The 13,849-nt window shown below is 49.9% G+C and carries 18 protein-coding genes; all 18 read right to left on the reverse strand.

Features of this window, described 5'->3' with window-relative positions; translation table 11 throughout:
- Positions 1 to 64: 64 nt before the first annotated feature.
- Positions 65 to 298 carry a hypothetical protein gene (locus MHH28_RS11360; protein WP_405114907.1) on the reverse strand — a complete coding sequence of 78 codons (234 nt, stop codon included), beginning with the start codon at positions 296 to 298 and terminating at the stop codon, positions 65 to 67.
- Between the two features lie 58 nt (positions 299 to 356).
- Complete coding sequence (locus MHH28_RS11365) at positions 357 to 557, reverse strand: hypothetical protein (protein ID WP_405114909.1); 201 nt, start codon at positions 555 to 557, stop codon at positions 357 to 359.
- 20 nt (positions 558 to 577) lie between these two features.
- A complete protein-coding gene (locus MHH28_RS11370; protein ID WP_405114911.1) occupies positions 578 to 1,405 on the reverse strand; it encodes a hypothetical protein in 828 nt (275 codons plus the stop codon).
- 117 nt (positions 1,406 to 1,522) lie between these two features.
- Positions 1,523 to 1,792, reverse strand: coding sequence for a hypothetical protein (locus MHH28_RS11375; RefSeq protein WP_405114913.1), 270 nt, complete (start codon positions 1,790 to 1,792; stop codon positions 1,523 to 1,525).
- 24 nt (positions 1,793 to 1,816) lie between these two features.
- Positions 1,817 to 2,077, reverse strand: a complete 261-nt coding sequence (locus MHH28_RS11380; protein ID WP_405114915.1) for a hypothetical protein — start codon at positions 2,075 to 2,077, stop codon at positions 1,817 to 1,819.
- 29 nt (positions 2,078 to 2,106) lie between these two features.
- Positions 2,107 to 2,388 (reverse strand): hypothetical protein, encoded by a 282-nt coding sequence (locus tag MHH28_RS11385; protein WP_405114917.1) that lies wholly within the window; start codon positions 2,386 to 2,388, stop codon positions 2,107 to 2,109.
- Between the two features lie 283 nt (positions 2,389 to 2,671).
- The gene (locus MHH28_RS11390; protein ID WP_405114919.1) at positions 2,672 to 3,073 is read right to left on the reverse strand and encodes a hypothetical protein; all 402 of its coding nucleotides are present in this window, start codon (positions 3,071 to 3,073) and stop codon (positions 2,672 to 2,674) included.
- A gap of 32 nt (positions 3,074 to 3,105) precedes the next feature.
- Positions 3,106 to 3,543 (reverse strand): hypothetical protein, encoded by a 438-nt coding sequence (locus MHH28_RS11395; RefSeq protein WP_405114920.1) that lies wholly within the window; start codon positions 3,541 to 3,543, stop codon positions 3,106 to 3,108.
- Between the two features lie 602 nt (positions 3,544 to 4,145).
- On the reverse strand, positions 4,146 to 5,477 hold the full coding sequence (locus MHH28_RS11400) for a pyrimidine-nucleoside phosphorylase (RefSeq protein WP_339249472.1): 1,332 nt from the start codon (positions 5,475 to 5,477) through the stop codon (positions 4,146 to 4,148).
- On the reverse strand, positions 5,477 to 6,340 hold the full coding sequence (locus MHH28_RS11405) for a purine-nucleoside phosphorylase (RefSeq protein WP_405114924.1): 864 nt from the start codon (positions 6,338 to 6,340) through the stop codon (positions 5,477 to 5,479). Before MHH28_RS11405 ends, MHH28_RS11400 begins: the two co-directional genes overlap by 1 nt.
- A 61-nt stretch (positions 6,341 to 6,401) precedes the next feature.
- Positions 6,402 to 7,226: a purine-nucleoside phosphorylase gene (locus MHH28_RS11410; protein WP_405114926.1), complete on the reverse strand. Its 825-nt coding sequence runs from the start codon at positions 7,224 to 7,226 to the stop codon at positions 6,402 to 6,404.
- A gap of 239 nt (positions 7,227 to 7,465) precedes the next feature.
- Entirely contained in the window at positions 7,466 to 8,644 is a 1,179-nt protein-coding gene (deoB, locus tag MHH28_RS11415) for a phosphopentomutase (RefSeq protein ID WP_405114928.1), read from the reverse strand.
- 200 nt (positions 8,645 to 8,844) lie between these two features.
- Complete coding sequence (gene xerD / locus MHH28_RS11420; RefSeq protein WP_405114930.1) at positions 8,845 to 9,738, reverse strand: site-specific tyrosine recombinase XerD; 894 nt, start codon at positions 9,736 to 9,738, stop codon at positions 8,845 to 8,847.
- Positions 9,739 to 9,878: 140 nt separating this feature from the next.
- Entirely contained in the window at positions 9,879 to 10,112 is a 234-nt protein-coding gene (locus tag MHH28_RS11425; protein ID WP_405114931.1) for a DUF4227 family protein, read from the reverse strand.
- 503 nt (positions 10,113 to 10,615) lie between these two features.
- Positions 10,616 to 11,083, reverse strand: a complete 468-nt coding sequence (locus MHH28_RS11430; RefSeq protein ID WP_405114933.1) for a Fur family transcriptional regulator — start codon at positions 11,081 to 11,083, stop codon at positions 10,616 to 10,618.
- A 176-nt stretch (positions 11,084 to 11,259) separates the two neighbouring features.
- A complete protein-coding gene (gene spoIIM / locus MHH28_RS11435) occupies positions 11,260 to 11,895 on the reverse strand; it encodes a stage II sporulation protein M (protein ID WP_405114935.1) in 636 nt (211 codons plus the stop codon).
- Between the two features lie 118 nt (positions 11,896 to 12,013).
- The gene (locus MHH28_RS11440) at positions 12,014 to 13,210 is read right to left on the reverse strand and encodes an endonuclease Q family protein (RefSeq protein WP_405114937.1); all 1,197 of its coding nucleotides are present in this window, start codon (positions 13,208 to 13,210) and stop codon (positions 12,014 to 12,016) included.
- A complete protein-coding gene (locus tag MHH28_RS11445; protein WP_405114939.1) occupies positions 13,201 to 13,773 on the reverse strand; it encodes an NUDIX domain-containing protein in 573 nt (190 codons plus the stop codon). The genes MHH28_RS11440 and MHH28_RS11445 overlap by 10 nt, the downstream gene beginning before the upstream one ends.
- Between the last annotated feature and the right edge of the window lie 76 nt (positions 13,774 to 13,849).

A 13,849-nucleotide genomic window follows, 5' to 3' on the forward strand; every position in this document is an offset into this window, starting at 1 on the left:
GATTTCATTCCCCTCTATAATTCTAAATTGCTTAGTTTATCATGATGCTTCAAGTTAAACATGGCTATCCCCTAAACGGTTTCTTAATAAGGCCGCGATTCAGATATTCAACCATTTCTCTTTTTGCCATGATAAATACCTTATTGTAATTAACTAAGCAACTTGAACAATACGGATTCCCCTCTGAATTCATCAGCGGTTTGGCGTTCATATTTTTACAATTAGGACAAGTGTAAATTGCTCCAAGGCTTGAACGATTAACCTTACTCCAATCCTTCGCAGTTTTAATCTTTGCCATCCTGTACCGCCTCTCTAAATTTTAACTTCAAGTAAAAAAAATTATTGAATGCTAGTTTTTATTTCTCTAAATATGATCTCCCACTCCCGGATAGTTCAACTACTCCCATGCCTATTGCTTTTCGTGTAAATACAACATAACCTATTTGTTGAAGCTGTTCGTAAAACTTTATTTCACTTTGGCTCATAGCTTTGATTAAGCCCTCTATTTTTAATACATCATTCAGTGCTTCTTTTAATGTATCGTCTAATTCAAACATAATAACTCTCCTTCCCTAATCTACTCTTCTTCATCACTGGAACGTTGAACATGAATCTTCTTTGCTAGTAAATCTTTTTTAGGTAATGTCATAAATACGTTAGTTAGTTTCGATGAAGGAGTATCCCCTAACAGGAACAAATCAGTACTTGTTGGATAATAAACATACCATTTTTTAGAATCATTTTCCTGAAGATGAATATAGAATGATTCTCCACTAATCAAATTTAACTTTTTATCCATTTGTGCTGTCAATGCCTTCAGCACAGCCATTATTCCAATGCTGTAAATAAAGAAAAACAGTACATAGACCACAATCAGAACCATTAGCTCTCTAGTGTTTTTATGAGAGTAGTTACTTTCAATAACAAGTGAGGCTGACAAACTGGGGATATAAAATGTTGCGGAAGTTATAAATATTGAAAGTGTAGTTAAGTAGGTTACTATAAATTTTTTTCTATTCCCTGATATGCGCTCGATTAGACTTTTCTCAGAGAAGGCCAAATGAAATAGGAACATGCTAGAAATAAATAACGCATACGCTAATAATGCTGATACTATTTGCATAGCATCCACGGATATTTCAAAAAATGTATTAGTATATAATCCATAAAAGCAATAATAGAAAAATCCAATAACACCTAGATACATTATTGAATGCGTAAAAAACAATGTTAATTTAACAAATAATCGTTTTTCTTTAGTTAATAGCGTTTTTTCTAAATTTGTTGAAGTCAGAGTAGTAATAGGTTGTATCTTCCTAACTACTGGTATCAGTGCTGCTATGAAAGCTACTAAACCACCCCAACTTAGTGTTTTGAATGAAAGTCCTGCTAATTGTTCCCACACTTTATATTATCACTTCTTTCCAAATATCATCGTCGCAACGTTACGTCAATGCGTCTTAAATGAAACGCAATTAAGCGTAACAGATGTTCCATCTCCCTATTAAGAATTATACCTATTTCACTTATTCAATTCATATAATCCAGTAAAGCACAGCACCGACAATAGTCCAGACACAAGCATCACTTTTGAATTCAGCAAGAAACTCTGAATAGGCTGTACAAGTTGATGCCCCAAAACAGGAGTATAGCCATCAATAATATATGTCGTTTTAGGTAATTGGTATCCTGTAGTTCTCATCCAAATTGACAGGCATAATAACAGGATAGCTAACCCAGCCAATATAGATAGTGTTCCTTTTAATGTATTTTGAGTCATTTTTATACTCATTCCTCCACTATGTCTGAATTGTGCTTAATCTTTTCTACTGTCGCTAACTTCTGCAACTAATTTAGCAAGATCATCAAAGTTGAGAACCATTTCACATAATTTCTTATCCGCTTCACCATTATTAGTCATAACATCCATCATAATTAAACCATTATCATGAACATGGTTATCAAACATAAGATATCTACCAGAAACTTCACAGGGAATATATCCTATTCCCTTTTGATTCTTCATTCTCTGGATATAAGAAATCGGTATTCTAATAACCTTTTTATCTTCGCCCACTGTCTCACTCCTTTATAGACAAGCTCTTTTTAATAATTGTCTTCATCATCCTTCAATAACTCAGTGTACACCTTATTTTCATGTAATTTCGCATCATTAATGAACCAGTTAAGGAAACTCTGTACAAATTGAATGTTAGGCGTCTCATCAGGATAAATACCTTCGTTTTTTATAGATTTGCCTAATGAGTTGATAATCTGTATCTGTATGTGTGCTTTCTGAGAAAAAGTATAATCCCCTTCATGAGCAAGTTTGAAGTCCATGCATTCAATAATAGCCTTAGCTACTTTAAGTTGTAAGTCCGCTCCCATAAAGATTTCATGCTTAACGTTAAATGTTACAGTTATATCCTCTGATTAAATCTCAATATCATCATGCGTTGACATATCTAATTCCTTTATTGATGCTTTCTAAATATCCTTTTCAACGCTTCTGCTGACTCTTCCCTATAGTAAGTTGCTAATACAGCACAGTTCAGCATAGTTGATGCACCAAGTATTGTAGTGGCTATACTACTACCGAATAATATTATATTGAGGATTAACATTGCTATAGAACCTATTGCAACAGAGAATGAGAGTATAAAGAGATTATTCATTTCTTGGGAGCAACCATATTTACAAAACTCTCAAGCTCGTCTAAAGCTTTACGAGTATTATAAATAATTGACCTGACATCCCTAATACATTCTTCTCTGTCTAAGTAATCAATATTAGGTATTTCAATTTCAGGTGAACTGTATACAATTTCCCCATCGTGATTTTCATCTTTATATATGTTATCAATCTCACTTCTAACCTTGTTAAAGTATTTAAATACCTGCCAAAACGGATCGTTATCTGACCACATAATAGCTGCCGCCTCAGATCCGTCTTCTGGAACGTGAATAATCATAAACTGCTCGTTGTCAGGTTCGTTGTAACCATAGACATTATTAGGAGCAGGGGCATTTGCCCACCTTGTTTCATTAGTTTCAAGTATTCTAACTGTATCCATCCTTATCTCTCCTAACTTTTATATGTAATCATTTAAGTAAACAAGCTATTCATCTTATCCCCAAGCGAATAATACTCTTCTACTGCCTTCTGATACCTCTCCACAAGCTCTGTATGATCATTAAGCTTATAACTGTTATCACCTTCACTTTTCAACAATAAATTTCTTGTGATGCCCTGTAGAAGCTGTACGGCATACATCAGTTTACTAACATACTCTATGAAGATAGTACATTTGTTTTTGTCTTCGCTACCTGACTCTCTAATGTCATTAACTTGTGTTTTAAATCTTGACAGATCATTATGAATATCTTGAAGTTTAAAACCTAACTCTTGAAAATTGATTGCTTTAAACAAGAATGGAATGGGCATAGTTTTCCTGATTGACTTTTTGAATATCTCATCATGGATATTTGTATAATTGGTTAATGAATGATTAAGATTTTTAGCAATAGAAATTAGGCTGCTCATGATCGACACCTCTTTCATAGTTTACTGTCGAATCCTATTATCCAGTAATATTTTACCACGGATGATAGTATGTTGTATCTAATATTTGGTTTTAGAAATCAATGAGTTTGACAACTACAATTCAGTTACTGTCATTCTGTTGGCTACTGAATTCCGCTGGACCAAAGGTCTATGGGTCTAAGGAAGACACACAAAAGCCCTCAAACAGAGATTAATCCATTTAAGGTCATTTCTTATTTTACTACTTCATAAACAATTGGATTCACTTCAGGTATGGATTGGAGATATTGTAAGCGTTCAGCACTTTTCTTTTGCTTTCCTCACAGCTTCCGTTACTGTGTAGAATAGCAATAATATCACCTTTCCGCATACTATCCCGAACGTGGCCTAACGATTACCGCTCTCTTTAACAAGAGCAACGGGGCTTACACGATGATGTCTGCTATGGAGGACTATCTGCCGGTGGGGTAAACGGGGATGCCAGAAGAGGCAGCAAGATTAGCCGGATTGTTACACAAATAAAACAAGCCGTACGCCAGCAATCTGCTGATTCGTACGGCTTGTTTGTATAAACGTAGATTCCAAAGTGTACTCCGGTCCGGCTAGTAACGCGTTACCCCATCCTTGGTCACCAGCGCAAAAACCAGCGGCTGCGGCGGAACCGGCTGGGCGGAGATGCGGTAAGCCTCCAGCACTTTGGCTTCGGCCTCCTGCACCTTGCTCTCGCTGGCATCGTTCACATGCAGCACTGCCAGAGTATCGCCTGCGGCCACGGCGTCGCCGACCTTCAGCGAGAGCTGAATGCCGACCGCCAGATCGATCACGGACTCCTTCGTCTCGCGTCCGGCACCGAGCAGCATCGCGGCCACACCGATCTCTTCAGCCTGGATGCTCTCCACATAGCCTGCCGTTGCCGCCTTCACTTCAATGAATCTGCGGGCAGCGGGGAGGGTGTCAGGCGAATCGATCTGTGAGGCATCGCCGCCCTGGGCCGACACCATCTGCTTGAACTTATCCAGCGCACTGCCGTCCTTGATATGGGACAGCAGCATGGAGCGTGCTTCTTCTTCATCCTTCGCCTTGCCGCCAAGTACGAGCATCTGGCTGCCCAGGATCAGGCAGACCTCCTGCAGATCCTTCGGGCCGTGGCCGTTCAAGGTCTCAATGCCCTCCTTGATCTCCAGGGCATTGCCGATGCCGAAGCCCAGCGGCTGGTCCATATCGCTGATGACCGCAACCGTGTTGCGGCCAAGGTGAGTGCCGATGTCTACCATCGCCTGGGCGAGCGCAATGGAATCCTCCAGCGTCTTCATGAACGCGCCGCTGCCGGTCTTCACATCCAGCACGATAGCGTCCGCGCCTGCGGCGATCTTCTTGCTCATGACGGAGCTGGCAATCAGCGGGATCGATTCCACCGTGGCTGTCACATCACGCAGGGCATACAGCTTCTTATCCGCCGGCGTAATGTTGCCGGACTGGCCGATCACCGCCGCGCCAATCTCGCCCACCTGGGCGAAGAACCGTTCCCGGTCCATCTCCACCGAGAATCCCGTAATCGACTCTAGCTTATCCAGTGTGCCTCCGGTGTGGCCCAGGCCGCGCCCGGACATTTTGGCTACCGGAACTCCGGCCGCTGCAACCAGCGGTGCCAGCACAACTGTCGTCTTGTCGCCCACGCCTCCGGTAGAATGCTTGTCCACCTTGATGCCCGCAATCGGGCTAAGGTCCACCTGGTCGCCGGACATTGCCATCTCCAGGGTCAGGTCGCCGGTCTCCCGGGCGTTCATTCCGCGGAAATACACGGCCATTGCCCAGGCGGAAATTTGATAATCCGGGATTTCCCCTTTGCTGTATCCTTGAATCAGAAATGCTATTTCTTCGCGGCTAAGCTCACCGCCGTCTCTTTTCTTCTGAATAAGATCAACAGCACGCATTAGATCTGTACCTCACGGACGAAGGAACGCACCAGTCCGATGAATTTGGGCTTGGTCAGGTTCGCCACTTTTACCACCTGCTCATGGGTGAGCGGCTCCAGCTCATCCCCAATCGCCATATCGGTGATACAGGTAATCCCGAGCACGCGCAGCTTGCTGTGGCTGGCTACGATAACCTCCGGCACGGTGGACATACCTACGGCATCGCCGCCGAGATAAGCCAGCATTTTGAGCTCAGCCGGGGTCTCATAAGTCGGGCCGCTGATGCCCGCATATACGCCTTCCTGCAGGACAAGCGCTTCACCATTCACGCCTGTAACATCGCCTGCAAGCTTTTTGGCAAGTGCAATATATTCAGGGTCATAGGCACGGGACATATCCGGGAAACGAACGCCCAGCTCCGGATCATTCGGTCCGATCAGCGGGTTGTCGCCTGTCATATTGAGGTGGTCGGTAATCAGCATCAGGTCGCCCGCCTTGAACGCCCGGTTCATCCCGCCGCCAGCGTTGGTAATGACAAGGGTGCCGATGCCAAGCTTGGCCATTACATAGACCGGAAGTACTACCTTGCGCATTTCATACCCTTCATAGTAGTGAAAACGGCCCTGCATGATCATAACATCCTTGCCTTCCAGCTTACCGATCACGAACCGCCCGGCATGGCCTTCTACCGTTGAATGGGGGAAATGCGGAATTTCTTCATAAGGCAGATAGACTGCATCTTCGATCTGATCGCCCAGGTCTCCAAGACCTGAACCCAGAATAAGGCCGATGACCGGCGTATACGCTCCGAATTTCGATTGAATATAAGCAGCAGCTTCCTGAACCTGAGTGCCGTATGGGACGGTTGTTGGTGTTGTCATAGGTTAATCCTCCCGGATATGAATTGTGTATTATAGGATGCGCTATTGCGTGAAGCGGAAACTACATTTTCGGTATAAAAGCCAGCACCAGCTTGAGGAACTGCTCGCGCACACGCTCGGCTGTCTCCATCACTTCTGCATGGTTCAAGGGCTGTTCCAGAATTCCCGCTGCCATGTTGGTGATGCAGGAAATGCCCAGCACTTCGATCCCGGCATGACGGGCCACAATGGTCTCGGATACGGTGGACATGCCTACGGCATCCGCTCCCTGGCGGCGCAGCATCACGATCTCAGCCGGTGTCTCATAGTTCGGTCCGAGCAGACCGGCATATACGCCTTCTTTGAACTCAAAACCCATACGTGCGGCAGCTTCCTTGGCGGCTGCAATCAGACGCGGGCTGTACGCCGAAGACATATCCGGGAACCGTACGCCCAGCGCATTGTCGTTCGGTCCGGTCAGCGGATTGCGTCCTGTCAGGTTCAGATGGTCCGTAATCAGCATGAGATCGCCCGGTGTGTATTCCGTATTGACGCCACCGGCAGCGTTGGTTACCAAGAGGCTGGTTACGCCCAGCTCCTTCATCACCCGGACCGGGAAAGCTGTAACCTCCGGGCCGTAGCCTTCGTACATGTGGAAGCGGCCCTTCATCATCACCACGCGGCGGCCTTCGATCATGCCGATCAGCAGTTCGCCTTCATGTCCTTCTACCGTGGACACCGGGAAATGAGGGATCTCATGATAAGGAATCACGACTTCATCTGTAATCAGATCCGCCAGAATGCCGAGGCCCGAGCCAAGGATCAGCCCGATTTCGGGGGCGACAGTGCATTTATCTTTGATATATACGGCGGCTTCTTGAATATGGTTAAGAGTTACATTGGTCATGATTTGGTTTCCTCCTTGGGGTGGGTGGGATGAACTTAAAGCAACTTTTATGAAGCTAAGCCGACTGCGGTGCTATTTGGACTTCCGGCCGCTGTTGTCTGCAGATTTCTTGATTTATCCCGCTGTTCGCAGTTGAAATCCGCAGACAAAGGCGGTCGCTACCGCTCCTACAGTTCCAAATATCCCCTTCGTCGGATCAAGCTTTTTGCTATTTCCTTAAGTTCATCTTGATTTGATATTTAGACAAGCTCTGAAAGGAAGCTTGTCCCGTACTTCGGCGCCTTCGCCCCGAAGTTGTCGGCAATCGTCGCCGCCACATCCGAGAAGGTATGGCGGATGCCGAGGCTGCCCGGAGTCTTGAATCGCGGGCTGTAGACCAGGAGCGGCACATACTCGCGCGTGTGATCCGTTCCGGCATGGACCGGGTCATTGCCATGGTCTGCGGAGATGATCAGCAGATCATCCTCCCCGAGCGTGGACAGCAGCTCAGGCAGCGCCTGATCGAATACCTCCAGCGCGCGGCCGTAGCCTTCCGGGTCACGGCGGTGCCCGTACAGAGAATCGAAGTCCACCAGATTGGTGAACAGGAAGCCTTCGAACGGCTTGCGCAGCTCGTCAATCGTAATCTGGATGCCGTGTTCATTGCTCTTCGTAGGGTACGTAGCCGTAACTCCTTCGCCGGTAAAAATATCATTGATCTTGCCCACAGCGATCACATCCTTGCCGATATCCTCCAGCGCATTCATCACTGTCGGCTCCGGCGGCTTCACCGCATAGTCATGGCGGTTCGGTGTACGCACGAAATTCCCCGGCTCGCCGACATAAGGGCGGGCGATCACGCGGCCTACGGAGAACTCGGGAGCCATGGTCAGCTCACGGGCGATCCGGCAGGCGCTGTACAGCTCCTCCAGCGGAATAATATCTTCATGCGCTGCCAGCTGGAACACGCTGTCTGCCGAGGTATACACAATCCATGCGCCCGTCTTCATCTGCTCCTCGCCGTATTCGACGAGAATCTCGGTGCCGGAAGCCGGCTTGTTGCCGATGACCTTGCGTCCGGTAGCCGCTTCGAATTTCTCGATCAGCTCCGCAGGGAAGCCGTCGAAATAGGTATTGAAGGGAACCTCGATCTTCAGGCCCATCAGCTCCCAGTGGCCGGTCATCGTGTCTTTGCCTACGGATACCTCCTGCATTTTGCCGTAGTAGCCTGTAGGGGCTGTTACCGGTTCAAGCGGCGGCAGCGGGGCAATATTCGCCAGCCCGAGCTGCTGCAGATTAGGAAGCTTAAGACCCGGAACCCGTTCCAGAATATGGCCCAGCGTATGGGAGCCTGTATCTCCGAAATTAGCGGCATCCGGCGCTTCACCGATACCTACACTATCCAGAACAATAAATCCGATGCGTTTAAATGAGGACATTGCCGTCTTCACTCCTTTGATAGTTTGCGTAATCTTATGGTCTGCTCTAAGCAGGAAGAAACTCCGGGAGACCCTCTCCCTGGAGTGATTTCTTCAGTATGATTCCATCATAACTTTCTTACTCACAAAAAGCATCTTTTCGGCCCAATCCAATCCGCCCGCCCGTGATTGCTACGGTCCTCTCATCCCTGCACAGCCGGCTATTTCGCCCGGGGATGATGATTCTCGTAGACCTCCTTCATATTCTTGCGGGCAATTCCGCTGTAAATCTGAGTGGTCGATATATCGGAATGACCCAGCATCTGCTGCACGGAGCGCAGGTCCGCCCCGCCTTCCAGCAGATGCGCAGCGAAGGAGTGGCGCAGGGTGTGCGGTGTGATGTCCTGTTCGATCTGAGCTTCACGCGCGTATTTTTTGATGATTTTCCAAAAGCCCTGACGGGTCAGCCGTCCGCCCAGACTGTTCAGGAACAGCGCAGGCTCGTCCTGATTGACGCGCAGCAGCTTGTCCCGCATCCCCGAGGTATAACGGGCTACGCAGTCCGCAGCGATGACGCCAATCGGCACCACCCGCTCCTTGCCGGAGGCACCGCTGCAGCGCGCGAACCGCAAGGAGGTATTCACATCCTCCACATTCAGCGAGATCAGCTCCGTCACACGGATACCCGTAGCATAGAGCAGCTCCAGCATGGCCTTATCGCGCATCCCCTGGGGAGCGGCTTCATCAGGAGCAGCCAGCAGACGCTCGATCTCCTCAATGCTGAGAATCATCGGCGGCTTCTTGCTCGGCTTGATGGCCTCCATATCCAGCGTAGGATCTTGGGCAATCACCCGTTCCTTCAGCAAAAAATGAAAATAGGCGCGCAGCGATACCGTATTCCGGTTCACCGTGGCCGCTGCCTTCCCTGCTCCGCGCAGGGCACCCAGATACAGCATAATATGCGTTCTTCTAATCTCTTCAGCCTCGTCCAGGCCGCGCTCTTCCGTAAACTCCAGAAACTGCGAAATATCCCGTCCATAGGATTCCAGCGTACTAGGAGACAATCCTTTGTCCCCGGACAAATACTGCATAAACGGCTGTAAGTATGACTTCATCAATTCACGCTCCTGTCAGACTCAGGCTGCTTCATGCGGCTTCGCAGCGGGTTCGGGTCCAGCAGCCGGAACAGCGTTGTTCCATGACATGCTATAGATTGATTCGACATACTTCTCCCTTAATCCTGCAATCAGGCCCGTTACTCCCCATACCAGTAAAAAAGGCGCAGGCGGTCCCCCGCACTCAGCCCCTGTTCATCGTACTGGACATCCTGAAACACCCGGACGGCGGTGCCTTCCGGGATTTCCACATTGCGGGCCGGACTGATCCAGGCGCTGACCCAGCTCAAAACATAATACAGCACACAGCTTATCGCCACAAGCATCGTCATGAAATACAGCCGGCGCACGGTGCGGGGCAGAGAAATAATCATTCAGGCAGCCTCCTCAAAATGATATCAGCGTCTGCATCAGCATCCTGCACACGCTCCCCTTCTGCTGCACTTGGGTATGCGCACAGTCGGGCGGCGAGCAGAAGGGATGCGGGCAAAAGGAACGTGAGCAGAACTCGTCCTTCACTTTATGCGCCGGAGGGCCGTGTTATGTATGTTAAGTAATTTTTTGCTCTTTGGGCATCCAACCCAGTCCGGCCAAAGCAGCTCAGCCGAAATAGGTGCACTTCTGCACCCCATTTACTCATTCAGCCGACTTTGGCTGGAATCAGGTGCACTTCTGCACCCCATTTGCTCATTTAGCCGGCTTTGGCTGGAATCAGGTGCTCCAGACCCGCTTCCAGCGTGGAAGGCCTGCACCATGAAAAAGCCCCCTCCAGCCATTCAGCCGGAGAGAGCTTGTGCGGTAATCCGTCATCTGAAGATGAACTTAAGAATCTCGCAATGAAGCATTCTTAAGTTCACTTTCTATATTCGCTATACGCTTATTCGGGAGTATTGTCCTCTGCCGGATTCTTGTCCTTGCAGCGGTGGCAAATTCCGTGAAAATCAAGTCTATGATCAACCACTGTGAAGTTGTATTCCTGCTCCAGCCGCTCTTCCAGCGGTCCCAGCCAATCCTCACGGATCTCATCCATCGTGCCGCATTGCACACAGATCAAATGATGATGATGATGCTTCGCCGTGTCCGTCCGCAGATCATAGCGGGCCACACCGTCTCCGAAGTTGATCTTCTCCACAACATGAAGCTCGCTAAGCAGTTCCAGGGTACGATATACGGTGGCAAGACCGATCTCGGGCGCCTTTTCTTTCACAAGCATGAATACATCTTCAGCACTTAAATGATCCTCCTCGTTCTCCAGGAGAACTCTTAAGGTCGCTTCCCGTTGAGGTGTAAGCTTGTATCCTTGGGATTGTAGTTGTTGCTTAATCTTGTCTATTCGGGCTTCCATTGTCTGCCTCCCCCTTGGAAAATTACCACACCGGGCTTCAAGCCACTTCTTCCATTATAGGGGGATTTCCTTTGAGAAGTCAAACGGTTTTAGCATCTGGATCAGGCTGGCCTGCACGTTCACAGATCCTCCATATTAGAGAATTCTTCCTCTCCGAGCCCGGCCCTGCTCCGCTCTCACCCGGCCGACACCAGAAGCGGCGTCACCCAGCGCATCATCGCCGGCGTGACCCAGGCCTCGAAGCCGGAGATGCCCATTACCAGCACCGCCATGCCCAGCGAGAGCAGCGTATACATCATGAACGGATGGGTCACCTGCGTGCGGCGCTGCTGGCCCAGCACCCGGCTGCGGATCATCAGCAGGGAGAACCCGAGGGCAGCCGCGCTGCATACCAGCAGCACCGGAATCAGCACCAAATTATGCGGAGCGACAGAGACCAGGGCGAACAGCATGCCGTGCCAGGAATATTGGCTGACCAGAGTGCCGACAGTGAAGCCGATCAGCACGCCTTTGAGGAAATCCAGAATCAGAATTCCCGGGAGGCCGATGACGGACATGCCGAGCACCCAGATCAGGCCGACCCATTTCAGATGAAAGGCGGCGATACTCCAGTAGGAATCCTGTGCAGCAGGCAAGCCCTGCTGATCAACAGTTACGAAGAAATTGCTTAAGTAATCGCCCAGCTCCTGCTGCTGATCCAGCGTAAGCGCAGTGACGATAAGCGCTCCGAATACAACCCCGACCAGAAATAATACCGCAACAAAAATATAAAGTGGCGTCTGTTCCTTCAGCATCAGCCTTAAACTGCGCACCCTGACATTCTCCTCTCCGGTCACATGTTACACCATATGAGGGAATGTCCGTCTCTATGACTTGTCCTTGGGAGAAAGCTTCTCCCTCCCGGACGGACGGCATGCAGCTTCGCCTTGCTTACTGATCCTTCATTACCTTGCCGTAGGTACCTCCGCCCCCTGACGAGAGAGCAAGCTGCCCTGTACGGGCAAGGACGATCAGCCCGGCCAGCTCCGCGCCCGCTACAGCGGCAAGCTCGGCTTCGTCAGCCCGGTGCAGAATGTTCATCTCTGTGCCAAAAGCCTCCAGCAGCAGGTTCAGCTTGCGCTTGCCTAGGCCGGGAATGAACTCCAGCGGCACCTGATAGTGATACGGGGGCCGGTAATCCGGAACCTGCGGCAGCGACCGGTCGGCAATATGCAGGATGCGGTCCAGCACGCCCTGCACCAGCTTCGGACTGCCGCAATACGGGCAGCGCTCCGAGGTGCTGTAGGCTTCATCGATGATGCTGCCGCAGCCGCCGCAGTAGGTGCGGTGATATTTGCCCAGCCGGGGATTCAGCCCGAAGTTAGCGCTGACCCGGCGTCCTTCCGAACGCATCAAGGCCAGCTTCAGCTCCTGGAAGGAGGGCTCCCGCATCTCGATGACATTGTACTCGCGGCCGATTTTGCCAAGGGAATGGGCATCAGAATTGGTCAGGAAGTTATAGCGGTCAAGCTCCGAGATATACCCTGCCATCTCTGAATCCGCACTGAGCCCAAGCTCCACGGCTGCGATGCGGTCCAGATCGAATAACTCCGCCATCCGCTCGGCCGCGCAGCCATACAGCCCTTTATGGGGAGTGAAAATATGCGCCGGAATCAGCAGTCCGCCCCGCCCTGTAATCTCGTCCTGAAGCACCCTCGAAGGGGTGTACAGGCGCTGCGAGCTGAGATTCACATTGCGCATATGGGCGCTCATCCACTTGCTGAAATCCTCCATCGTCCCAAGGTCCGGCATGAAGGCCAGGACATGGCACTCGCGACGTCCGGGCTCACGAATCTCAATCTCGGTCCCCAGGAGGATCGTCGTCCCCCTGTAGGCAATTCCGCCGCCTTCCGCTATCGTCATCTCGCCGGAATCAAGGGCCGTATGAATATCCCGCAGCACCCCCGGAGAGTGGCTGTCGATGATGCCGATCAGCCCGATCCCCTTGCGCTCCGCCGCCTCCCTGGCAATTCCGGCGAAGGTCAGATCGCGGCTGCCGCTGATTTTGACCGCCTGGCCCTCCGAAGTCCGACCGATATGCACATGCAGATCGCAATAGACGCTGCCAAGTTCCGCCTCTAGTGCCATTGGCCTGTCAGCGTATAGAGATGCCAGGCGTAGACAGCCATCATGGTCTTGGCATCGGCAATACGTCCATCAGCGATATATTGATATGCTTCCTCCAGCGTAAGCTCGGAGACCTCCAGGAATTCATCCTCATCCAGCGCCATCTCGCCCGGCTGGGCATCCTCAGTCACGTAGAGGTGAATGATCTCGTCAGCGAAGCCCGGAGAGGTGTAGAACGACTTCAGCAGCTTCAGCCCCCCGCTGTGAAATCCGGTCTCCTCCTGAAGCTCCCTGCCCGCCGCAGCCAGCGGATCTTCGCCCGGGTCCAGCTTGCCTGCCGGAATCTCCACCTCGGTACGGTGCATCGGCTGACGGTACTGCTCCACGACAAGCATTTTACCCTGGTTCAAGGCCAGCACGGCTACAGCTCCAGGATGCTTCACGACCTCGCGGGTTGCGGTGTTGCCGTCCGGCAGTCTCACGGTATCCACCTGGACCGAAATAATGTGGCCTGAGAAAATCGGCTTCGTTGACAAGGTTTCTTCATCCAATGCGGGGTTGCGGTTGATTTCATCTTTTTTCATAGATTTGTGGTCTCCTTTGGCATCGTTATGCATAGGGTGTATTATAGCAAACTTAAGAGGAAAGAAGGAATGCAGG

Source organism: Paenibacillus sp. FSL K6-1217, assembly GCF_045040735.1.
Taxonomy (GTDB): Bacteria; Bacillota; Bacilli; order Paenibacillales; family Paenibacillaceae; genus Paenibacillus_AQ.

Bases quoted from the DNA above. Each gene is read 5' to 3' on its own strand.
- MHH28_RS11360 (WP_405114907.1), bottom strand. From the start codon at position 298: ATGGCAAAGATTAAAACTGCGAAGGATTGGAGTAAGGTTAATCGTTCA.
- MHH28_RS11365 (WP_405114909.1), bottom strand. From the start codon at position 557: ATGTTTGAATTAGACGATACATTAAAAGAAGCACTGAATGATGTATTA.
- MHH28_RS11375 (WP_405114913.1), bottom strand. From the start codon at position 1,792: ATGAGTATAAAAATGACTCAAAATACATTAAAAGGAACACTATCTATA.
- MHH28_RS11385 (WP_405114917.1), bottom strand. From the start codon at position 2,388: ATGGGAGCGGACTTACAACTTAAAGTAGCTAAGGCTATTATTGAATGC.
- MHH28_RS11390 (WP_405114919.1), bottom strand. From the start codon at position 3,073: ATGGATACAGTTAGAATACTTGAAACTAATGAAACAAGGTGGGCAAAT.
- MHH28_RS11395 (WP_405114920.1), bottom strand. From the start codon at position 3,543: ATGAGCAGCCTAATTTCTATTGCTAAAAATCTTAATCATTCATTAACC.
- MHH28_RS11400 (WP_339249472.1), bottom strand. From the start codon at position 5,477: ATGCGTGCTGTTGATCTTATTCAGAAGAAAAGAGACGGCGGTGAGCTT.
- MHH28_RS11405 (WP_405114924.1), bottom strand. From the start codon at position 6,340: ATGACAACACCAACAACCGTCCCATACGGCACTCAGGTTCAGGAAGCT.
- MHH28_RS11410 (WP_405114926.1), bottom strand. From the start codon at position 7,226: ATGACCAATGTAACTCTTAACCATATTCAAGAAGCCGCCGTATATATC.
- deoB (WP_405114928.1), bottom strand. From the start codon at position 8,644: ATGTCCTCATTTAAACGCATCGGATTTATTGTTCTGGATAGTGTAGGT.
- xerD (WP_405114930.1), bottom strand. From the start codon at position 9,738: ATGAAGTCATACTTACAGCCGTTTATGCAGTATTTGTCCGGGGACAAA.
- MHH28_RS11425 (WP_405114931.1), bottom strand. From the start codon at position 10,112: ATGATTATTTCTCTGCCCCGCACCGTGCGCCGGCTGTATTTCATGACG.
- MHH28_RS11430 (WP_405114933.1), bottom strand. From the start codon at position 11,083: ATGGAAGCCCGAATAGACAAGATTAAGCAACAACTACAATCCCAAGGA.
- MHH28_RS11440 (WP_405114937.1), bottom strand. From the start codon at position 13,210: ATGGCACTAGAGGCGGAACTTGGCAGCGTCTATTGCGATCTGCATGTG.
- MHH28_RS11445 (WP_405114939.1), bottom strand. From the start codon at position 13,773: ATGAAAAAAGATGAAATCAACCGCAACCCCGCATTGGATGAAGAAACC.